This is a genomic window from Streptomyces sp. NBC_01296 (genome assembly GCF_035984415.1).
GTDB lineage: Bacteria > Actinomycetota > Actinomycetes > Streptomycetales > Streptomycetaceae > Streptomyces.
The window spans coordinates 8,586,656-8,609,328 of record NZ_CP130720.1 but is presented as its reverse complement, the minus strand read 5'-3'; the positions used below and the strand labels follow the sequence as shown (position 1 = coordinate 8,609,328).

The 22,673-nt window shown below is 70.2% G+C and carries 14 protein-coding genes; 6 read left to right on the top strand and 8 right to left on the bottom strand.

Features of this window, described 5'->3' with window-relative positions; genetic code table 11:
- The first annotated feature begins 284 nt into the window (after positions 1-284).
- Positions 285-3,011 carry a beta-L-arabinofuranosidase domain-containing protein gene (locus tag OG299_RS39235; protein WP_442817562.1) on the top strand — a complete coding sequence of 909 codons (2,727 nt, stop codon included), beginning with the start codon at positions 285-287 and terminating at the stop codon, positions 3,009-3,011.
- A 124-nt stretch (positions 3,012-3,135) separates the two neighbouring features.
- On the opposite strand, the gene OG299_RS39230 is transcribed toward OG299_RS39235, so the two are convergent.
- Complete coding sequence (locus tag OG299_RS39230; protein ID WP_266659518.1) at positions 3,136-4,167, bottom strand: LacI family DNA-binding transcriptional regulator; 1,032 nt, start codon at positions 4,165-4,167, stop codon at positions 3,136-3,138.
- A gap of 283 nt (positions 4,168-4,450) precedes the next feature.
- Here OG299_RS39230 and OG299_RS39225 point away from each other — a divergent pair, with 283 nt between their 5' ends.
- The 4 genes from OG299_RS39225 (at position 4,451) to OG299_RS39210 (ending at position 10,074) form a co-directional block, all read left to right on the top strand.
- Positions 4,451-5,422 (top strand): glycoside hydrolase family 6 protein, encoded by a 972-nt coding sequence (locus OG299_RS39225; protein ID WP_327364249.1) that lies wholly within the window; start codon positions 4,451-4,453, stop codon positions 5,420-5,422.
- Positions 5,423-5,531: 109 nt separating this feature from the next.
- Complete coding sequence (locus OG299_RS39220) at positions 5,532-6,824, top strand: glycoside hydrolase family 6 protein (protein WP_327364248.1); 1,293 nt, start codon at positions 5,532-5,534, stop codon at positions 6,822-6,824.
- A 408-nt stretch (positions 6,825-7,232) separates the two neighbouring features.
- Entirely contained in the window at positions 7,233-8,675 is a 1,443-nt protein-coding gene (locus OG299_RS39215; RefSeq protein WP_327364247.1) for an endo-1,4-beta-xylanase, read from the top strand.
- Positions 8,676-8,781: 106 nt separating this feature from the next.
- Positions 8,782-10,074 carry an RICIN domain-containing protein gene (locus OG299_RS39210; RefSeq protein WP_327364680.1) on the top strand — a complete coding sequence of 431 codons (1,293 nt, stop codon included), beginning with the start codon at positions 8,782-8,784 and terminating at the stop codon, positions 10,072-10,074.
- 380 nt (positions 10,075-10,454) lie between these two features.
- On the opposite strand, the gene OG299_RS39205 is transcribed toward OG299_RS39210, so the two are convergent.
- On the bottom strand, positions 10,455-12,926 hold the full coding sequence (locus OG299_RS39205) for a glycoside hydrolase family 9 protein (protein WP_327364246.1): 2,472 nt from the start codon (positions 12,924-12,926) through the stop codon (positions 10,455-10,457).
- Between the two features lie 1,056 nt (positions 12,927-13,982).
- The gene (gene araD, locus OG299_RS39200; protein ID WP_327364245.1) at positions 13,983-14,720 is read right to left on the bottom strand and encodes an L-ribulose-5-phosphate 4-epimerase AraD; all 738 of its coding nucleotides are present in this window, start codon (positions 14,718-14,720) and stop codon (positions 13,983-13,985) included.
- A gap of 334 nt (positions 14,721-15,054) precedes the next feature.
- Between araD and OG299_RS39195 the strand changes: the two genes are divergently transcribed.
- Entirely contained in the window at positions 15,055-16,131 is a 1,077-nt protein-coding gene (locus tag OG299_RS39195) for a LacI family DNA-binding transcriptional regulator (protein WP_331746741.1), read from the top strand.
- A 162-nt stretch (positions 16,132-16,293) separates the two neighbouring features.
- Here OG299_RS39195 and OG299_RS39190 read toward each other — a convergent pair whose 3' ends face one another.
- The 5 genes from OG299_RS39190 to OG299_RS39170 all read right to left on the bottom strand — a co-directional run bounded on the left by OG299_RS39190 (position 16,294) and on the right by OG299_RS39170 (position 22,346).
- A complete protein-coding gene (locus OG299_RS39190) occupies positions 16,294-17,418 on the bottom strand; it encodes an aldose epimerase family protein (protein ID WP_327364244.1) in 1,125 nt (374 codons plus the stop codon).
- A 93-nt stretch (positions 17,419-17,511) separates the two neighbouring features.
- Complete coding sequence (gene yjfF, locus OG299_RS39185) at positions 17,512-18,534, bottom strand: galactofuranose ABC transporter, permease protein YjfF (protein ID WP_266659534.1); 1,023 nt, start codon at positions 18,532-18,534, stop codon at positions 17,512-17,514.
- Positions 18,531-19,631, bottom strand: a complete 1,101-nt coding sequence (locus OG299_RS39180) for an ABC transporter permease (protein WP_266659536.1) — start codon at positions 19,629-19,631, stop codon at positions 18,531-18,533. The genes yjfF and OG299_RS39180 overlap by 4 nt, the downstream gene beginning before the upstream one ends.
- Positions 19,628-21,190, bottom strand: a complete 1,563-nt coding sequence (locus tag OG299_RS39175; RefSeq protein WP_327364243.1) for a sugar ABC transporter ATP-binding protein — start codon at positions 21,188-21,190, stop codon at positions 19,628-19,630. Before OG299_RS39175 ends, OG299_RS39180 begins: the two co-directional genes overlap by 4 nt.
- A gap of 160 nt (positions 21,191-21,350) precedes the next feature.
- A complete protein-coding gene (locus OG299_RS39170; protein ID WP_266659540.1) occupies positions 21,351-22,346 on the bottom strand; it encodes an ABC transporter substrate-binding protein in 996 nt (331 codons plus the stop codon).
- Positions 22,347-22,673 lie beyond the last annotated feature (327 nt).

Sequence of the window (22,673 nt, the reverse complement as noted above, 5' to 3'; positions counted from 1 at the left end):
ACCTGCCCGTTCGCACCCCCACCTCCCGCCCAGCCGACCCCGTTGACCTCGGGGTACGTGGCCGCGATGCACCTCGCCGGAGCGGATCGACTGCCCGGACCAGCAGCGCGCGGAGTGCGGGACGGCCTTGTCGCCGCCGCCCGTCGAAAGTATTGACACGTCAATTGTGAGCGTTAACACTCGTGCGCAGCAGGCGGCTGCCGCACCGACCTCGCTGCCGCCTGTCGACGCCCGACAGCCCTTGTGCGCGGCACCCTCATCCCCCACGGACCATGGAGTTCGCCATGCCGGTTCCGCCCTTCAGCCGCCGCTCCATGATCAAGGCGACCGGTGTCGCGGTCGTAGCCGCAGCTGTCGGCCCCGTACTGAACACCGTCTCCGCGGCGGCGCAGACGCCCCCGGTCAGGTCCGACATCGGAGTGTCGGCGTTCCCGTTCGACCTGGGTCAGGTCCGGCTCACCAGCAGCCGCTGGCTCGACAATCAGAACCGCACCCTGGCCTATCTCCGCTTCATCGACGTCGACCGCCTGCTGTACAACTTCCGCTCCAACCACCGGCTCTCCACCAACGCCGCGGCCCCCACCGGAGGATGGGACGACCCGGCGTTCCCCTTCCGCACCCATGTGCAGGGCCACTTCCTCACGGCATGGGCCCAGGCCTACGCCGCGGTCGGGGACACCACCTGCCGCGACAAGGCCGACCGCATGGTGGCCGAGCTCGCCAAGTGCCAGGCCAACAACTCCACGGCGGGCTTCTCAGCCGGCTACCTGTCGGGCTTCCCCGAGGCCGACTTCACCAACCTCGAAGCAGGCACGCTGAAGAACGGGAACGTCCCGTACTACTGCGTCCACAAGACCATGGCCGGTCTGCTCGACGTGTGGCGCCTCATCGGCAACACGCAGGCCCGTGACGTGCTCCTCGCGCTCGCCGACTGGGTCGACCGGCGCACCGCCGCGCTCAGCCGGAGCACGATGCAGTCGTTGATGGGCGTCGAGTTCGGCGGCATGAACGAGGTACTGGCCGACCTCCACCAACAGACCGGCGACGCACGCTGGTTGACCGCCGCCCAGCGGTTCGACCACGCGGCGGTCTTCGACCCCCTCGCCGCGAACCTGGACCAACTGGGCGGTCTGCACGCCAATACGCAGGTGCCCAAGTGGATCGGAGCCGTCCGCGAGTACAAGGCCACCGGGACGACACGCTACCGCGACATCGCCGCCAACGCGTGGACGATCTGCACCACCTCGCACACCTACGCCATCGGCGGCAACAGCCAGGCGGAACACTTCCGGGCCCCGAACGCCATCTCCGGCTTCCTCGTCGCCGACACCTGCGAGCTCTGCAACTCGTACAACATGCTCAAGCTGACCCGAGAACTGTGGCAGCTGGACCCCGGCCGGGCGTCGTACTTCGACTTCTACGAGAAGGCCCTGCTCAACCACGTCATCGGCGCCCAGAACCCGGCCGACCCACACGGGCACGTCACCTACTTCACCCCCCTCAACCCGGGCGGCCGCCGCGGCAAGGGCCCGGCGTGGGGCGGCGGCACCTGGAGCACCGACTACGACACGTTCTGGTGCTGCCAGGGAACGGGCATCGAGTCCAACACGAAGCTGATGGACTCCGTCTACTTCCACGACGGCGGCACCACCCTCACGGTGAACCTGTTCCTTCCCTCCGTCCTGGACTGGACCCAGCGAGGCATCACCGTCACCCAGACCACCTCCTATCCGGCCGACGACACCACGACGCTCAAGGTCACCGGCGGCGTCGGCGGGACCTGGTCGATGCGCGTCCGCATCCCCGGATGGACTTCGGGCGCCACCCTCAGCGTCAACGGCGTCGCCCAGAGCGTCACGGCCAGTCCGGGCACCTACGCCACGCTCACCCGGTCCTGGGCCTCCGGCGATACGGTCACCGTGAAGCTGCCCATGCGCGTGGCCCTCCAGGCCGCCAACGACAGCCCCGGTGTCGCGGCGATCACCTATGGCCCCGCCGTCCTCGCCGGCAACTACGGCAGCACCGAACTGTCTTCCCTCCCGGCCCTGGACGCCTCCTCGATCACCCGAACCAGCAGCACCTCCCTCGCCTTCACGGCCACCGCCGACGGGACGAAGGTCAGCCTCGCCCCCTTCCACGACGCCCAGGGTTTCAACTACACCGTCTACTGGCGGACGGACACTCCCGGCTTCCGTCTCGTCAACGCGGCCAGCGGACTCGTCCTCGGCATCCGTGACATGTCCACCGCCGACGGGGGCCTCGCCCTGCAGTGGGCCGACTCCGGCACCGCCGACCACAATTGGCTCCTTCTCGTCGACGGCACCGCACTGCGGCTGCGCAACCTCAACAGCGGCAAGGTCCTCGGCGTGAAGGACATGTCCACCGCCGACAACGCCCCGATCCTCCAATGGGCCGACACCGGCACCCCCGACCACCGGTGGACCGTCGTCGACGCCGGCAACGGCTACCACAAGCTTCAAAACGTGCACACCGGCAAGCTGCTCGGCATCGAAGGCGGCGCCACCGCCAACGGCGCCGCGGCCGTACAGGTGCCCGACACCGGAGCCTCCGCCAGCCAGTGGCAGTTCGTCCCCGACGGCGCCAGGCGCATCCAGAGCGTCGCCAGCGGGCGGGTACTCGGTGTGCGGGACATGTCCACCGCCGACGGCGGCCTCGCCGTCCAGTGGGACGACAACGGCACCGCCGACCACCTCTGGACGGCCGTCGTCGACACCGGCGGCCACCTGCGCCTGCGCAACTCCCACAGCGGCAAGGTCCTCGCCGTGGAGAACGGCGGCACCGCCAACGGCGCCCGGATCGTCCAGTGGGCGGACAACGGCACCGCCGACCACCGGTGGCGCCTGCGCCACGGCGGTGGCGACACCTTCAAGATCCAGTGCGCCAACAGCCGCCGCGTCCTCGGCGTCTTGGGCGCCTCCACCGGCCAGGGAGCACAGGCCGTCCTCTGGGACGACAACGGCACCAACGACCACCTGTGGCGATTCATCTGACCCCGTTGACCCCGCTGACCTCGCGCCGAGTCCCCCGACCGCCACAGGCCGCTCGCGGCGAAGGGAACTCGGATGGGAGGCGCTCGGGTCAGATCGGGCCGATTCTGCCGGAAGCGCCCACCGGTCAGGCGGACGCGGGCAGATCGGGGGCGGACTCGCGCACAGTCAGGCGGGTCGGGAGGATCAACGGGCTGGGGCGGTGTCCTTCGATGGCACTGACCAGCATCCTGGCCATCTCCTGCCCCAGCGCCCGTACCGGCTGATGGACCGTGGTCAGCGGCGGGCTGGTGTGACGGGCGCTCGCCAGGTCGTTGAAGCCGATCACCGCGACGTCCTCGGGCACCCGGAGCCCCCGTTCCCGCAAGGTGCGCAGCGCGCCGATGGCCATCGCGTCGGAGGCCGCGAACACCGCGTCGGGATCGGGGTGCGCCCGGAGCAGCCGCTCCATCGCCTCGGCGCCGCCCTCCTCGGTGAACTGCCCGGGCTCGACCCCGAGCAGGGGCAGGCCGGACAAGGTCAGACCGTCGGTGAACCCCTGCTCCCGCGCGACCGCGGCCCTGGCGTCCACCTGCCCGGTGATCATGACGGGCCGTCGGCGGCCCGTACGCGCGAAGTGCTCGGCGGCCAGGCGGGCACCGCCCCGGTTGTCGGCGTCCACGTACCACGTGGGCTCCCCGATGAGCGGGAGCCCGCCGAAGACGACGGGCAGATCGACCTCCTCGCCCAAGCGGCCCAGCGGATCGTCGCCCCGCAGCGCCATCAGCATGACGCCGTCGGCCCGGCGGGAGCGCAACAGCCGCTCGAACCTCTCCCGGCCGCGCGGGGTGTTGGCCAGCAGCAGGATCAGTTCCAGCTCGGTCTGCTCCAGCGCCGCGCTGACGCCGACGATGACCTCCGCGAAGAACGGGTCCGCGAACAGCCCCGGTTCGTCGCTGGAGAGCGCCAGCACCACCGCTCCGACCTTGCGGGTCGCGAGCGCCTGCGCGGACGGATTGGGCACGAAGTCCAGCTCGCGCACCGCCCGTTGGACCGCCTCACGCTTGGCGCGGCTGACGTGCGGGGCGTTGTTGATCACCCGGGAGGCCGCGGTGCGCGACACACCGGCGCGTGCGGCCACCTCGTCGAGGGTCGGCATGCGCTTGGGTGACGGCTCCATGGAAGAACTGCTCCTCGGGCTCACGCGGACGGCGGACGGCGGACGGCGAACAGCGGCCATGATTCCATGCACCGCCCGGCTTCGGACCTGCACTCGGACGTCGTCCTCGGTCTCGATCTGGTAGCGCTTCCAACCAATGACGCCATACCGGCCACGCCGGTAATTCCGTGTTCAACCACTTGACACACCCCGGTAACGGCCCCAATCATCCCATCAGCGCGATCCGACCCCACACCAAAACTGGAAGCGCTTCCACTTCCCCACCCCCACCGGAGGAAGAACCATGCGCAAGTCCGTCCGAGCCGCATCCGCCCTGCTGGCCGGTGCCCTCACCGCCGGTCTCTCCCTGCTCAACGCCGGCCCGGCCTACGCCGCCGACCCGACCACCATGACCAGCGGCTTCTACACCGACCCCGACAACTCCGCCCTGCGGTGGACCAACGCGAACCCCGGAGACGGGCGGGCGGCGGCGATCCGGACGTCCATCGCCAACACCCCGGCGGCCCGCTGGTTCGGCAACTGGAGCGGCGACATCGGCGCCGCCACCGGCGCCTACGTCGGCCGCGCGGACTCCTACGACAAGTTGCCGGTCCTGGTCGCGTACAACATCCCCAACCGGGACATCTGCGCCGGTCAGTCCGGCGGCGGCGCCGGGAGCCGCGCCGCGTACGACGCCTGGATCGCCGCCTTCGCCAGTGGCATCGGCAGCCGCCCGGCCGTCGTGGTCCTCGAACCCGACGCGCTCGGCCACGAGAGCTGCATGACGGCCACTCAGATCGCCGAGCGCAAGGCCATGTTGAAGAACGCGATCGCCCAGTTCAACGCCAAGGCACCCAACACCTGGGTCTACCTCGACGCCGGGAACCCCGGCTGGGTCGGCGCCTCGACCATGGCGCAGCAGCTCGCCACCGCCGGGGTCAGCGGGGCGCGGGGCTTCGTGCTGAACGTCTCCAACTACTTCACCACCGACCAGAACACCTCCTACGGCAACGCGGTCAACTCCGCCCTGGCCTCCTACGGCTACACCAAGCCGTTCGTCGTCGACACCAGCCGCAACGGCAACGGCTCCAATGGCCAGTGGTGCAACCCCGCCGGCCGCCGGATCGGCACTCCCACCCAGCGCGGCGGCGGCGCCGAGATGCTGCTGTGGGTCAAGGTCCCCGGCGAGTCCGACGGCAACTGCGGTGTCGGAGCCGACTCCTCGGCCGGACAGTTCCTGCCGGAGGTCGCCTACAAGATGATCTATGGCTACTGACCCGCCCCCACCCCCCTTCCCTCCCCGAAGACCGGGCCCCGGCGCCAGGGCGAGCCCCGCGGTCCGACGCCAGGGCCCGGCGCCCGAGCACCCCTACCGAAGGAACCCCGTGCGCATCCCCCTGCACCGATCAGTCCTGGCAGCGAGCGCGCTCACGCTGCTCCTCGGCGCCGTCACCCCGGCCTCCGCCGCCGAGGCGGGCTCCGCGCCGGCCTCCCACACGCTTCCCGCCAACACCCGCTTCTACGTCGATCCCGACAGCGACGCGGCCCACCAAGCCGTCACCGACCTCATCCACCGGGACTTCGAGGGGGCCAAGTCCATGGCGAAGCTGGCCAGTTGGCCGGAGGCCGCCTGGTTCACCGACGGCACCCCGGAGCAGATCGAATCCCGCGTACGCGACCTGGTGCGCCGGGCCGAGCGGACCCGGACCGTTCCCGTCCTGGTGGCCTACGACATCCCGCTGCGCGACTGCTCCCAGTACTCCTCCGGCGGTGCGCGGTCGGACTCCGAGTACCAGGCCTGGATCAGCGCCTTCGCCCGGGGGATCGGCCGCAGCAAGGCCGTCGTCATCCTCGAACCGGACGGGCTGGCCAACCTCCCCTCCGACTGCGGGCCCGACAGCGACCCCACCGGCGCGATCACCACCGGACGCTACGCCGACCTCAACCACGCGATCGACGCCCTGGAGCGGCAGCCGAACAGCGTGGTCTACCTGGACGCCGGCAACAGCCACTGGCGCAGCGTCGGCGACGTCGCACAACGCCTCCTCCAGGCAGGTGTCACCCGTACCCAGGGCTTCTCCCTGAACGTCTCCAACTATCTGGCCACCGATCTGTCCACCCACTACGGCACCTGGGTCTCCCAGTGCCTGTGGTTCGCCACCAAGGGCCCGGACTGGGCCAAGGGGCACCCCGATTGGTGCGCGAGCCAGTACTACTCCCCTGCGGCGCCGAACGACGGGCAGCCGGGGAACGCCGTGAACGTGGACGACCCGTCCACGTGGCACTGGACCGACCTGTGGTTCCAGCAGAACGTCGCCGCCCTGCCCGCGCAGGAGCTCACCCATCTCGTCGTGGACACCGGCCGCGACGGCCGGGGCGCCTGGACCCCGCCCGCGGGCAAGTACAGCGGCGATCCGCAGACCTGGTGCAACGCTCCCGGTCGCGGCATCGGGGCCCGGCCGACCGCGAACACCCGTGTCCCGCTCGTGGACGCCTACCTGTGGATCAAGACCGTCGGCCAGTCCGACGGCGAGTGCAACCGCAGCATCCCGGGCGGCACCATCGACCCGGAGTACGGCGTCGTCGATCCCGCGGCCGGTGTGTGGTGGCCGGAGCAGGCCAAGTCCCTCGTTCGCAACGCCGCCCCCGCACTGGAGTTCAACACGGCCCTGCGCTGACCGGAGACGCGAACTGAAGGAATTACCCGTTCATGGCGGAATCCCGCATGGCGGGATCTCGCCTCAGGGGCCGCCGTTCTGATTTCGCCTGAGCTTCGGCAGCAGCCCAGTCGAGCGATCCTCATCGAAATATTTTCGATGAGGATCGCTCTATGAAAAGCGGCTATTGGGCTATTCAGAGGGACCGGATTATCGAAAGCCTTTCGAAAGTCTTGACATGTTTCTGTCGTGTTTCCAGACTGAAGCCCGAGGCGATACCCCCCGCCTGTGTCCGGGTGCCGGGTTCCGGCCTTGGATCTTTACGCCCCGGCCGTGAGCGTCCTTTGCCAATGGACGCGGGGTCGTTCGCGCGGATTGTCCCTGCCGCGCTCCAATCCCTTCCGTGATTTCTGTCCTGGAGGCTCTTTCATGGGCTCAAATGCCATTCCCCCATCCACCGTCCGCCGGAAGATCGGCATTCTTCGTACGGCGTTGGTCGCCGGCGCCCTCGCTTCGGCCGCCATCCTGATGGCTCCGCTGGCCTCACACGCCGCCGAGAACACGCTCGGTGGCGCCGCAGCGCAGAGCGGCCGCTACTTCGGCACCGCCGTCGCCTCGGGCAGGCTGGGCGACTCGGCGTACACCACGATCGCGGGCCGCGAGTTCAACATGGTGACCCCCGAGAACGAGATGAAGATCGACGCCACCGAACCCCAGCAGGGCCAGTTCAACTTCGCCGCAGGTGACCGCGTCTACAACTGGGCGGTGCAGAACGGCAAGCAGGTACGCGGCCACACCCTGGCCTGGCACTCGCAGCAGCCCGGCTGGATGCAGAACCTCAGCGGCAGCACGTTGCGCCAGGCGATGACCAACCACATCAACGGCGTGATGGCCCACTACAAGGGCAAGCTCGTCCAGTGGGACGTCGTGAACGAGGCCTTCGCCGACGGAAGTTCGGGGGCCCGGCGCGACTCCAACCTGCAGCGCTCCGGCAACGACTGGATCGAGGTCGCCTTCCGCACCGCGCGCGCCGCCGACCCGTCCGCCAAACTCTGCTACAACGACTACAACGTCGAGAACTGGACCTGGGCGAAGACACAGGCCATGTACGCCATGGTCCGGGACTTCAAGCAGCGCGGAGTGCCGATCGACTGCGTCGGCTTCCAGTCCCACTTCAACAACGACAGCCCGTACAACAGCAACTTCCGCACCACCCTGCAGAGTTTCGCCGCCCTCGGCGTCGACGTGGCCGTCACCGAACTCGACATCCAGGGCGCGTCGGCCACGACCTACGCCAACGTGACCAACGACTGCCTGGCCGTCCCGCGCTGCATGGGCATCACCGTCTGGGGTGTGCGCGACACCGACTCCTGGCGGTCGGAGCAGTCGCCGCTGCTGTTCGACGGCAACGGCAACAAGAAGCCCGCCTACACCTCCGTGCTGGGCGCACTCAACGCCGGTTCCTCCAACCCCACTCCGACCCCCACGCCCGGTTCCGGACAGGTCAAGGGCGTCGGTTCGGGCCGCTGCCTGGACGTGCCCGGTGCCAGCACCACCGACGGCACCCAACTCAACCTGTGGGACTGCAACAACCGCACCAACCAGCAGTGGTCCTACACCGCCGCGGGCGAGCTCAGGGTCTACGGCGACAAGTGCCTGGACGCCGCCGGCACCGGTAACGGCACCAAGGTCCAGATCTACAGCTGCTGGGGCGGCGACAACCAGAAGTGGCGCCTCAACTCCGACGGATCCATCGTCGGGGTGCAGTCCGGCCTCTGCCTGGACGCCGCCGGCACCGGCACCGCCAACGGCACCCTGATCCAGCTCTACTCCTGCTCGGGCGGCAGCAACCAGCGCTGGACCCGCACCTGACGAACCGTCATGGCGAAAGGGTGAACCGATGGAACCGATGAAGACCTACGGTGCGGCCTCCCCCGCCCCTCCACGAAGGCATCCCTGGTGGTCCCGGTTGGCTGCCGTGGTGGCGGCGACGCTCGCGATCGGCATGCTCGTCGCGGTGAAGCCGGCGCCCGCCGAGGCGGCGACGGTGGACGGCAATGCCTGGTACGTCCTGATCAATCGCAACAGCGGCAAGGCGTTGGACGTCTACGGCGCGTCCGCCGCCGACGGCGCGCGGGTCAGTCAGTGGACGCGCAACGACGGAGCCAACCAGCAGTGGCAGTTCGTGGACTCCGGCGGCGGCTTCTACCGGCTCAAGGCCCGGCATTCGGGCAAGGTCCTCGACGTGGCCGGCGCCTCGACCGCCGACGGCACCGCGATCACGCAGCGGACCGACGGCAACGCGGCCAACCAGCAGTTCCGACTGGCCGACTCCGACGCGGGCCACGTCCGGCTGATCAACCGCAACAGCGGCAAGGCCGTCGAGGTGCAGGGCGCTTCCACCGCCGACGGCGGCAACGTCGTCCAGTACGGCGACTGGGGCGGCGCCAACCAGCAATGGCAGCTGGTCAAGCTGTCGTCCGGCGGCGGATGCGGCAGCGCCCCGACGCTGGCGAGCGGTACGCACACGATCCAGAGCGGCGGCAAGAGCCGCAGCTTCATCCTCAGGGTTCCCGACAACTACTCCAACAGCCATCCCTACCGGCTGATCTTCGCGTTCCACTGGCGGGGCGGAACCGCCGGCGACGTCGCCTCGGGCGGAACGAGCGGGAGCGCCTGGTCCTACTACGGCCAACAGGAGCAATCCAACAACAGCGCGATCCTCGTCGCCCCCCAGGGCCTCGACAACGGCTGGGCCAATCCGGGCGGTGAGGACGTCACCTTCGTCGACGACATGATCCGGCGGATCGAGGGCGGCCTCTGCGTCAACCCGGCGCAGCGTTTCGCCACCGGTTTCAGCTGGGGCGGCGGAATGAGCTACGCACTCGCATGTAGCCGGGCGAACGTCTTCAGAGCCGTCGCGGTCATGTCCGGCGCCGAGATCAGCGGGTGCAGCGGCGGCACCCAGCCCATCGCCTACTTCGGAATCCACGGCGTCAGCGACTCCGTCCTCAACATCGCGCAAGGAAGGTCCCTGCGCGACAAGTTCGTCAGCAACAACGGCTGCACCGCACAGAACCCGCGCGAGCCCGCGCCGGGCAGCCGTACGCACATCACCACCACCTACTCGGGCTGCCGTGCCGGGTACCCGGTCCAATGGGCCGCGTTCGACGGAGGCCACTTGCCCGGTCCGGTCGACGGCTCCTCCAACGAGAGCGGCGTCACCACCTGGACCAAGGGAGAGATCTGGAGGTTCTTCGCACAGTTCTAGCGACACAGTTCCAGTGACACGCCCGCACCGTGGAGTGGAGCCAGGATCATCCTGGCTCCACTCCGTCGTGTCCACCGTGGCAGCGCTTCCCGCAAGACACCTTCGATAGTACGGTCGCGCGCACCACCTACGACCGCCGGAGGATTCCGCATGTCCGCACGCTGTTTCGAGGACTACGCGCCCGGCCGCGGCAGCTCGGCGCCACCTCGAGCTGGCCCGGGGCGTGCTGCCCGCACCGCAGCTCGCGCCCGGTCAGCACGGCCGGCTGCCGCTGCCCCGGCTGGACCTAGACGCCCTATGTGCGCCCCCAGGACACCGGGAGCAGCCCGCCGCACCAGGGTTTCCGGTGCGGCGGGCCGGCAGCAGGGCGTGGTGAGCGTTCAGGAGCAGAGCGCACCATTGAGCGTGTAGCGCGCCGGGATCGCATTGGTGCCCGAATACGTCGCCTGGAAGCCGAAGCCCACGCTGCCGCCGGGCTCCAGCGTGCCGTTCCACCCGGCGTCCCAGGCGGTGACCGTACTGCCCGACTGGGTAACCGTGGCGTTCCAGCCGTTGCTGATCCGCTGATCACCCGCGAAGCTCCAGCCGAGGGTCCAGCCGGAGATCCTCGAGGTGCCGGTGTTCTTCACGGTCACCGTCGCCGTGAAACCGTTGCCCCAGGAGTTGTCGATCCGGTACGCCACCGTGCAGGCGGCCGCCGACGCGTCGTCGTCCGCCTCCGTCGCCGTGAACGTCGCCGACTGCACGCCAGGGCCCCCGACCGTGAATGTCGCGCTGCCCGAAGATGCGTCGGAGTCCTGCGCGGCGAGGACCGAAACCTGCTGCGCCGTCGCCCAGTTGGCCGGACTGAACACCAGGGTCGCGGCTGCCGACAGGTCCTCGTCGCCGGAGCTCCGGGCCACCGTCACCGTCACGTTCTGCGCGGGCGCGGCCGAGAGCCGCACGCCCACCGTCGCCGAGCCGCCCTCCGGGACCGTCACGGCCGCAGGCGCCACCTGGACCACGGGCGCCGCCGGGGCGCCGCGCCGCTCGGCCGCGAAGGCCGCCAGCCAGGCCAGCGAGGCGTTCCAGTTGATGGCCACCTCGTTGGTGGAGTACGAGCCGATGTCGTCCACGTAGCACGCCGCCGGTGCGCAGCCCGCCAGCTTCTCCTTGGCCACCGGGTCCTCCAGACCGGCGTTCGGCCCTCCCGCGAAGGAACCGGCCGGCGGGTGCGGCAGCGAGGCGTCGTTCTGATGCGCCCAGAACCGGTGGTGCTGGTTCTCGGAAGTGCGGTCGCCGTAGCCGGTGACGTAGGAGAGGTCGAGCGCGTTACGGCCGAGCAGGTAGTCCAATGACTCCAACGCTCCTGCGCGGTAACGCTGTTGGCCGGTGATCTCATACGCGACGGCCAGCACCATCGCGTTGTTGGTGACGGCACTGTTGGAGCCCCACACGTACCCGGTGGCGGCGAGCGGCACCGCGTAGCCCTGTCCCGACATCGTGGAAAGGTGGCCGTCGGCGGCCGTGGTCAGCAGGCCGCGCAGCCGCGTCACGTCGTCGGCGGGCAGGCCCACGCCGGGCACGGTGGCGAGGGTGATGCGGCCGAGCGTCGCGGTGCCGCCCCACCAGAACGCGTCGACGGGCTTGGCGTGGTGCGGGGAGGAGGTGACGGCGTCCCGGTACTGGGACTCGCCGGTGGTGGTCAGGAGTTCCGCCGCCGCCCAGTAGAACTCGTCGGAGACGTCGGCGTCCTCGTACGCACCGCCGCCAGTGCTGTCGCTCACCAGGGCGAGCACGTTCGGATTGGCCTTGGCGGCCGTCCAGGCCCGGCGGGCCGCGTCCAGGCAACGCGCGGAGAACGCGGCGTCGTACGGCGCGTACACCCGGGCACACTGCGCGGCCGAGGCCGCCAGGTTCAGCGTCGCGGCAGTCGACGGCTTGTGCAACTCCCGCTGTTCGGTGTCTAGTTCCGGCCGGGTCGGCAAGGCAGTCCACTTGGCATCGTGCATCTTGTGGAAGGCCATCCCGGCCATCGGCTTCCCGGCCGGGACCTGCATCCGCAGCAGGAACTCCAACTCCCAACGGGCCTCGTCCAGCACGTCCGGCGTCCCGTTTCCGCGCTCCGGCACCCGCAGCGTCGCATCGCCGAGGGCCGCATCGCCGCCCGAACGGCGGGCCCGCTCGAAGGAGTTGACCATCTCCCAGACCGAGATGCCACCGTTGACCACGTACTTGCCCTGGTCGCCCGCGTCGTACCAGCCGCCGCGCACGTCCAGTTGGTAGTCGCACACCCCGGCTTGGCAGGGGACGGCGATGTCGCCCTTGTTCGGGGCGACGCCCAGGTGCCCGGCGGGGCGGGCGTACGCGCTGCCGCCCACCAGGGCGGCGTCGATCGCGATGCCGCTGCGCTGCTGGTAGAAGAACGACATGCTGTCGGCGCGCAGTCCGTCGTAGAGCGAGGCGGAGATGTCGAAGGGGTGGCTGGTCCGGCCGTCGACAACCAGGGTGAAGCCGGTGCCGGTGCCGGTGTACGCGCCGAAGTCAACCAGGTGCGTGGACTGGCCGGACGCCTGGTCGGCGCCGCGCACCGCGGTGGCGCCCGAAGCGGCCACGGCGCCGGAGGCGTCGCGCAACTGCCAGGCGAGCGGGGCGGTCGCGGAGCTGGCCACGGTGGCCCGCTTGGGGCCGTCGGGCAGGTAGCCGAGCTGGTTGACCCGGACGGGCGAGTCGGCAACGGCGGCCACGGTGGCGGCAGCCGCGACCGGAACGGTCAGGGCGGTCGCGGACAGGCCGCCGACCGCCAGCGCGAAGCCGGCGAGCACGGCGACCGCGCGACATGGCACGCCGCGGGCGGAGGTGACAGGAGGCACGGTGAAGCCTTCCTCGGTGGATGAGGGGCAGAGTGGGAGCGCTCCCAATCAAGCCAGGCCTCTGACGGACCCGTCAAGCCACCGGTACGAACCGGTAGTCGAGCGAACCGCACCCGACACCGGGCCGACTGCCACCACAGCTCCGGCGCACGTGAACGGGTGGCCCGAAACCGACGACCAGGGGCGACGTCGGCCCCGCGGAGCAGACGCGTCCGCCCAACCCCCAACCCCCAAGCCACGCGCACCGCCGGCCGGGATCAGGGGGTGCCTGGTCGATCAGGGTCGGATGGGCCGGGCCGGCTGGTGTCGTGGATTGCAAGGCGGACGGAGGAGGGAGACGACGCGGAGCGTCGGCGACCGACGACAACCCGGCAAGGCGAGGCAAGGCGCGGCACCAGCCGACCCTGATCCACCAGACACTCCCCAATGCTGTGGCCGGAAAGGCTTGCCGGGTCGCGGCTTCCGGTGCGGTGCATCGCAAGGCGGAGGACCACGTCTCGTACTGGACGTACTTGCGCAGTCCGACAACGCGGCGAGGTCCCGAGCCGGGCGCCGCGCCCCGGTGAACCCTTCCGGTCACAGCACTAGGCCGTCCGTCCAGCGCATCGGTCGGCCACGCGCATGCCTGGGCGTCGACGGACGGCTGGCCAGTCGTGCACCACGTGGAGTCGGCGTCCGTCCGGGAAGGTGCCGGTCGCGGCGGCGACGGACACGGACAGGTCGCGCCTCCCGCCGCCGGGCGTCGGCGCCAGCCGGTCAACGTCGGCCAGTCGGCCAGTGACCGGGCAAGGTCGCGCCCCGGCACCGGGCCGACCCAGGCGATCCGGCCCGCGCACCCGCGACGGGAGACGAGGGCGGCCCGGCGACCGATGTGCAGGTGGCCGCACTCGGCCGCCACCGAGGCCTCGGCGACCGCGAGGCGTCCACCCACCGGGACGAGGTCACGCGGTGCGGGCGACGAACTTCCCGACCGCCCGACACCCCTCACCCGTCGGCGGAGCCGCGGATCGGCGTCCGCCTGCTGCAGGTCGCCGCACCGCGAGGTGGTAGGCGGCCTCAGACGCTCGGGGCGTGCGGGGCGTTGCCGTAGTAGGCGTCCGGTCCGTGCTTGCGGGTGAAGTGGCGTTCCAGAAGATGCCTCGGCGGTTCGGAGGTGTCTCCGAGGCGGGAGCCCAGGGCCAGCGTGTGCAGCGCCATCTCCGCCACGGCCTCGCAGACGATGGCGTTCTCCAGCGCGGCCTTCGCGGTGGCTCCCCAGGTGAAGGGGCCGTGCCGTGAGACGAGCGCGCCGGGGACCTCGTCGGCCCGGCGGGGGTCGCCGTCGAGATGGGCGACGATCACCTGTCCGGTGTTGTACTCGTAGTCCTGCGCGCACTGCTCGGCGGTGAGGTCCGCCGTCACGGGGACGGGCCCGTTGAAGGTGTCGGCGTGTGTCGTGCCGAGCACGGGGATCGGGCGGCGCGCCTGGGCGAAGGCGACGGCGTGCGTCGAGTGCGTGTGGGTGACGCCGCCGATGGAGGGGAAGGCCCGGTAGAGGCACCGATGGGTTTCGGTGTCGGTGGACGGCCGGAGGTGTCCGTCGACGACCCGCCCGTCCTCCAGCGCCACCACCACCAGGTCGTCCTCGGTGAGGTCGGCGTAGGAGACCCCGGACGGCTTGATGACGAAGACGCCGGCGTCTCGATCCACTCCACTGACGTTTCCCCAGGTGAGGGTGGCCAGACCGGCCTCCGGGATGCGCAGGTTGGCCGCGAGGACCTCGCGACGAAGGTCCTTGAGAATGGTCTCGCTCACTACGCTCTCACCGTCTGTCTGACATGCGCGGCGGTTTCTCCGGACCGGCGTCCCGCCGGCCCCGCGGTCGCGCATGAGCGGGCTGGACTGATCGGGGCCGCGCCCGGCGTCGCGGCTGCGCTGTCGCAGCTATCCCACCCACCCGGCTACCCCGATCGAATTGTTAACGCTAACAAGCAGTAATCTCAAGAGGTAGGAGAAGATTCATGCCCACACCATGCAACCCACGCTGCATAATGTGAACGCCCACATCGATCCTGATCGACGAACTCCCGGCCGGTCCGGGATATGTGCGCGCCGCGGCCGGTTCGGTACCTTGAGGGAAGGCCGCTCGATGAGGAAAGGAAGAGAGTTGACCCAGCTCCCAGACGTCTCGCGAGCGCCCACCATGACGGACGTCGCACGTGTCGCCGGCGTGTCCCATCAGACCGTTTCGCGGGTGCTCAGCGACCATCCGAACGTCAGCGCCAAGACCCGGGCCGCCGTGACGCAGGTCATCGAGCAGCTGGGGTACCGCCGCAACTCGGCGGCCCGGGCCCTGGCCACTCGCCGGACCCACACGCTGGGCGTCATCGCGGTGAACACCACTCTGCACGGGCCCGCCAGCACCGTGGCGGGAGTCCAGGAGGCGGCTCGGGACCGCGGCTATCTGACGTCCGCCGTCACGCTTCGGACCGCCACGCAGACGGCCCTCGCCGAAGCCATGCAGCACCTCGCCGCGTGGGGCGTGGAGGGGATCGTCGCCGTCACCCCCCAACGCGCCGCGGTAAGGGCCCTGGCGGCATTGGAAGCACCGTGCCCGGTGGTCACCGTGGAAGGCGGCCACACCCTCGACCTGCCGGGGGTGTCGCTGGACCAGAGCCTCGGCGCTCGCATGATCACGGAACATCTCCTCGCGTCGGGCCACGCCACCGTGTGGCATGTCGCGGGCCCTCCCGACTGGCTCGAGAGCGAGGCCCGCACCCAGGGATGGGAGGACGCGCTCCGAGACGCCGGCGCCGAGGTGCCGCCCCTGCTGCGCGGCGACTGGAGTCCGCTGTCGGGATACCAGGCCGGCCAGCAGCTCGCGGGCCGGTTCCTGGCGTCACGCGGGCAGGGTGCGGGCCTCACCGCCGTGTTCGTCGCCAACGACCAGATGGCCCTCGGCGTCCTACGGGCCCTGCGCGAGGCGGGCCTGCGCACGCCGGAGGACGTGGCGGTCGCCGGCTTCGACGACATCCCCGAGGCCGAGTTCTTCCCGCCCCCGCTCACGACGATCCGTCAGGACTTCGCCTCGATCGGCCGCGACAGCATCGGGCTGCTCCTGGACCACATCGAAGGCCGGACCGACGAGTCGACGCACCTGGTGGTGGCGCCCGAGCTCATCGTGCGCGCCAGCACGGCCCGCAGGATCACTCCCCCCGGCAAATGACCCCCGACTGCCCCCGACCGACCCCTGTGTGCCGTCCGTCGGCCCCTTCTACGGGAGCCCGGGTCCCGGGGTCACCTCGTACGGGGAAGGGCGCCGCGGCCACGAACCACCGCCCGGCGCCCTCGCGGCACCGGACGGCGGCACCGGCCGACGCCGCCCCTCTCAGGCGTCGACCGTGGTGAAACTGTGGATCGTGGTGGACCGGTACAGCTCGCCCGGGCGCAGCAGGACCGTCGGGTAGTCGGGGCGGTTCGGCGAGTCCGGGAAGTGCTGGGTTTCCAGCGCGACCCCCGCGTAGGCCTGGTAGGGCCTGCCTCCCTTGCCCGTGATGTCGCCGGTCAGGCCTTGGGCGGTGTAGACCTGGATGCCCGGTTCCGTGGTGAGCACGTCCATCCGGCGGCCGGATGCGGGGGCGTACAGCACGGCGGCCTTGTGGGGACGGCCTCGCCGGGCGCCGTCGAGGACCCAGTTGTGGTCGAAGCCGCCACCGGCCAGGGCCAGTTGCGCATCCGTGTGGGTCAGTGCGTCGGAGAGCCGCCGGGGCCGGCGAAGGTCGAACGGGGTACCGCTGACCGAGCGGTGGGGACCCTCGGGGATCAGCTCTCTGTCGACGGGGGTGTAGAGGGGGGCCTCGACCTGGAGATGGTGGGCCAGCACGTTGCCGCGCCCCTCCCCTTCGAGGTTCCAGTAGGCGTGGTTGGTGAGGTTGACGATCGTCGGCGCGTCGGCGACCGCCTGGTACGACATGGTCAGGTTGTCGTCCCGGTCCAGCGTGTAGGTGACGCGGACGTTGAGGGCGCCGGGGAATCCCTGGTCGCCGTCGGGGCTGTGCAGGAACAGACGGACACCGGTGCGGTGCATGGAGTGGAAGGGTTCGCACCGCCACACGCGCTGGTCGAACCCGTCGGGACCGCCGTGCAGCGCGTGCCCGGTCTCCTGGGTGGCGATCCGGTGGGTGACGCCGTCGACGACGAGCCGGCCGCGCGCGATCCGGTTGGCGTAACGGCCCACCGTAGCGCCGAAGTAACGTGCGGAGTCCTCGCAGGCTGCGGGGTCGCGGGCGGCGAGCACCACGTCGGCGGTGTGGCCCCAGCGGTCCGGCAGGATCAGGGAATGGAGGCGGGCGCCGCGCGTGTGGACCTCCGCGCAGGCCCGTCCGGGGAAGCCGAACCGCCACCTCTCCCCCGGCCCTTCATCGTCCAGGCGCAGGGGGCGGACCGTCCGCGGACCGGCGGCGGTCCGCCTGGGCTCGGCGGCCTGGTCGACGGATTCGTATGCGTGTTCCATGGCGGTATTCCCTGGAAGTCGGTCCACCGCAGGGCGCGCCGGGAAGCGAGCTGCGACCGCGGCGCGCGACCGCGGTGGCACGGGCTGATGGAGTCAGTCGGTGGCGGGGCGGCGGCCGCTCATCAGACGTTGCAGCACGATGAACACGAGCAGCAGGGCGCCGATGACGATCCGGGTCCACCAGGAGCTCAGCGTGCCCTGGAAGTTGACGACCGTCTGGATCATGCCGAGGACGAGCACGCCGAGGGCGGTGCCCAGGACGAAGCCGGAACCCCCGGTCAGCAGCGTGCCACCGATCACGGTGGCGGCGATCGCGTCGAGTTCCATGCCCATGGCGTGGAGGGCGTAGCCGGAGAGCATGTAGAAGGTCAGCAGCACGCCGCCGAGTGCGGAGCACAGGCCGCTGACGGCGTACACGGCGATCTTGGTGGAGCCTGCCGGAAGACCCATCAGGCGTGCGGAGGACTCGTTGCCGCCCAGCGCGTAGACGTTGCGGCCGAAGCGCGTGTGGTGCAGTACGACGAAGGCGATCACCAGCACGGCCAGGGCGATGACCACCGGGATCGAGACGAACAGGCCCCCCGGACCGTACAGCCGGGTCTGCGCGATTCCGGCCGTGGTGGGGTCGCTGATCGTGATGGATTCGGTGCTGATCGTGTAGCAGAGCCCGCGGGCGAGGAACATGCCCGCCAGGGTGACGATGAACGGCTGGATCTCGAAGGTATGGATGATCCAGCCCATGAGCGTCCCGCTCGCGGCGCCGACCAGCAGGACGAGGGGGATGACGGCGGCCAGTGGCCAGCCGTGCGACTCGACCAGCCAGGCGGTGAGCATGGTCGACAGGGCCACCATGGAGCCGACGGACAGGTCGATGCCGCCGGTGAGGATGACGAAGGTCGCCCCGACCGCTACGACCAGGAGGAATCCGTTGTCGATCAGCAGGTTCAGCACGACTTGCGCGGAGAGGAAGCCCTCGTAGCGCACCGATCCGACGCTGAACATGACGACCAGCAGGACGGCCGTGACGATCAGTGGGATACGGGTGCGGGTGCGCGGCGACACGGTCGCGAAGGGGCGGGTGAGCCCAGCGGCGGCGCCCGCGATGCCGGTACTCATGCGCCTGCCTCCTGCTGCTGCGGGGCGGCGCCCGCTGTGGTGTGGGATCGGGGAGTGGTCGTCCTGCGGCGGCGCAGGACCTTGGCCCGGAAGACCGGGGACTGCACGAGGCAGACGACGATGACGACGAAGGCCTTGAAGACGAGGGTGGTCTCGGGTGGGACACCGAGGGTGTAGACGGTGGTGGACAGGGTCTGGATGATCAGGGCGCCCAGGACGGTGCCGCCGAGGGAGAAGCGTCCTCCGGTCAGGGCGGTACCACCGACGACGACGGCGAGGATCGCGTCGAGTTCGATCCACAGGCCGGCGTTGTTGCCGTCGGCGCTGGAGACGTTGGAGCTGATCATCAGCCCGGCGACGGCGGCGCACAGCGCGCTGAAGACATAGACCAGGGCGAGCAGACCGCCGGCCCGGATGCCGACCAGGCGGCTGGCGGCGGGGTTGCCGCCGACGGACTCGATCAGCATGCCGAGCGCGCTGCGACGGGTGACGAAGGCGGTGAGCGCGACGAGGGCGGCTGCCAGGAGGACGGCGAACGGGAACGTCAGCCAGTAGCCGCCTCCGATCATCTTGTAGGGGGCGCTGGTCACCGTGATGATCTGGCCGTCGGTGATCAGCTGGGCGACGCCGCGGCCCGCGACCATGAGGATCAAGGTGGCCACGATGGGCTGCACCCCCAGCCCGGACACCAGGAAGCCGTTGGACAGGCCCAGCACGAGGGCGACGCCGAGCGCGAGGGCGGCGGCCGTGAGCATGGTGGCGACACTGCCGGGATCCGCGGCCGTGGAGATGTGCCCGCAGGCGAGGGCGCCGGCGATGGCGACGGTGGAACCCACCGAGAGGTCGATCCCGCGGGTGGCGATGACCAGGGTCATGCCGAGCGCCACCAGGACGAGGGGTGCGCCGAACTGCAGGATGTCGATGAGGCTGCCGTAGAGGTGGCCGTCGCGGATGCGGACGGAGAAGAAGTCGTGGTGGAACGCGAGGTTGCCGAGGAGCAGGGCGAGCAGGATGAGCGCGGGCCACAGCAGGCGGTGGCCGGCCAGTCGTCTCCCGATTCCGCCGGCCGCCTCGGACTTGGCGGGCTGTGTGGTCATGAGTCCGTTCCGGTGGCGATGGTCGTGAGGAGGCGTTCGGGCGTGACGGTGTCGTCGTTCGCGAGGGTGGCCACCATGCGGTGGTCGCGGAGCACGGCGATGCGGTGGCTCAGGCGCAGGACCTCTTCGAGTTCCGCCGAGATGAACAGCACGGAGGTGCCTTCGCCCGCCAGGCGGGCCACCAGCTTCTGGATCTCCGCCTTGGCCCCGATGTCGATGCCCCGGGTGGGTTCGTCGAGGATCAGGAGCCGGGGGTCGGTCAGCAGCCAGCGCGCGAGCAGCACCTTCTGCTGGTTGCCTCCGCTGAGGTGGCGTACCTGCGCTTCGGGGTCGCCGGGCCGGATGTCCAGGGCTTCGATCCAGTGCCGCGCCAGTTCGTCCTGCTTCGCCCGGGCCAGCGGCCTGGTCCAGCCGCGGGCGGCCTGCAGGGCGAGGATGATGTTCTCGCGGACCGTGAGCTCGCCCACCAGCCCCTCGGACTTGCGGTTCTCGGAGCAGAACGCGATGCCCCGGGCGATGGCGTGGCGGGGGGTGCGCAGGGCCACCTTCTCGCCCTCGATGCTCACCTCTCCGGCGTCCGCGCTGTCGGCGCCGAACAGGAGGCGCGCCACCTCGGTGCGGCCCGAACCCAGAAGCCCCGCCAGCCCGATGACCTCGCCGGCGTGGATGTCGAGGTCGTACGGTTCGATCGAGCCCATGCGGGTCAGTTGTCGCGCCCGGAGGAACGGCACGTCGGCCGCGCGTACGGCCGCTTCCTCGCGGGCCCGGCCGGACAGCTGGTCGAGGGTGGCCAGTTCTCCGCCGATCATGCGCTGTACCAGCGTCACCGGCGTCAGTTCCCCGATGGGGTACTCGCCTTCCAGTTGGCCGTTGCGCAGGATGGTGACGCGGTCGCAGAGGTCGAAGACCTGGTCGAGGAAGTGCGTGACGAAGAGGATGGCCACACCGCGGTCCCGCAGGCGCCGCACCAGGGTGAAGAGCTGGGCGACCTCCTCGCGGTCCAGGCTGGAGGTGGGTTCGTCCAGTACGAGCACCTTCGCCGAGACGTCCACCGCCCTGACGATGGCGACCAGTTGCTGTACCGCCAGCGAATGCGAGTCGAGCAGACTGGTGACGTCGAGGTCGAGGTCCAGTTCCGTCAGCAGCTCGGCCGCCCGCTGCCGCATCGCGGACCAGTGGATGAGACCGAACCGGCGCGGTTCGCGCCCGATGAGGATGTTCTCGGCGACCGAGATGTTCGGGCAGAGGTTCACCTCCTGGTAGACGGTGCTGATGCCGGCCTGCTGCGCCTGGAGGGGGTCCGCGAACGCGTGGGGCCGGCCGTCGACCACGAGGGTGCCGCCGTCGGCGGGGTGGACACCGGTGAGCACCTTGATCAAGGTGGACTTCCCGGCGCCGTTCTCGCCCATCAGGGCGTGCACCTCACCGGGGAAGAGCCGCAGGGCGACTCCGTCGAGGGCGAGCACGCCCGGGAACTGCTTGCGGATGCCCTGGGCTTCCAGGACGGGTCGCGGGGCGCCCGCGGCCGTGGGCCGCGGGGTGGTGGACGGGGATGCCATCCGCCCTCCTCTCATGGTGGGGTGGTGGAGCGGGCTACCGACACTCGAGGAGGCACCTGGGTCGTCTCTTTCCGGTCTTGTGAACCGAGTTCCGGCCTGGTCGGCCGAGCCGAAAGAGACGGCCTGGGACGGGCCTCCTCCCGCACTGGAAGCTGCCGCGTCAGTAGCTCCGGGACGGCAGCGCGGCCGCGGCCTTGTCCTGCGGGAAGACACCCTCCTGGGTCTCGATGCGAGGCGGCACGCTCTCCCCCGCCGCGACCTTCTTGGTCAGCTCCATCAGCTGGTCACCGAGCATCGGGTTGCACTCCACCACGACGTTGATCTTGCCCTCGGTCATCGCGACGAAGGCGTCCTTGATCCCGTCCACCGAGATCACCTTGATGTCCGTACCGGGCTTCTTGCCGGACTCCTCGATGGCCTGGATGGCGCCGAGGGCCATGTCGTCGTTGTGGGCGTAGAGGACGTCGATGTCCTTCTGGGACTTCAGGAACGCCTGCATGACCTCCTTGCCCTTGGCGCGGGTGAAGTCGCCGGTCTGCGAGGCGACGATCTTGAACTTGCCGTCGGCGTGGATGGCGTCGGCGAAGCCGGCCTTGCGGTCGTTGGCGGGTGCGGAGCCCGTGGTGCCCTGGAGCTCGACGATGTTGACCGGGCCCTGCTCGTTCGCATAGGCGGCGGTCAGCCACTCGCCCGCGGACTTGCCCTCCTTGACGAAGTCCGAGCCCAGGAAGGTCTTGTAGAGGGAGGTGTCCTTGGTGTCCACGGCGCGGTCGGTGAGGATGACCGGGATGCCCGCGTCCTTGGCCTCCTTCAGCACCGTGTCCCAGCCGGACTCCACGACCGGCGAGAAGGCGATGACGTCGACCTTCTGCTGGATGAAGTTGCGGATCGCCTTGATCTGGTTCTCCTGCTTCTGCTGCGCGTCGGAGAACTTGAGGGTGATCCCGGCCTTCTTCGCCGCCTCCTGGACGGACTTGGTGTTGGCGGTGCGCCAACCGCTCTCGGCGCCGACCTGGGCGAAGCCGAGCGTGATCGTCTTGCCGGATCCCGCCTTGGCCTCCGAGGGGGAGCTGGAGGCGGGGCTGCTGGTCGAGCAGGCGGTCAGCGAGGAGGTGAGGAGGGCGGCGGTGAGGACGAGAACTGCTCTGCGAGCCATGTCGGGATTCCTTTCAGGGTGTACAGGAAGAGGCGCCGCACGGCCGGGGCCGGGCTTTGCCCACCAGGAGTCCCAGGAGTGCCGCGGGGCACGACGACCTTGGGTGGCCGGCGTCCGGATCCGCAGGAGAGGGACCCCCTTGGGAGGGGGCACCGTGGCATTGTGAGCGCTAACAAGCCAGGTTCTCAACCCCCTTGTGCGCGTTACCTCCCCGTTACCGCCTCGAGCGGGCCGACGAGGCGGGCCTCGATCCGCTCACCAGGCCATCGGCTTCACCACCCGGCTTGAGGGCGCAACCCGCTCCACTCCACATCGACGACGGATCAC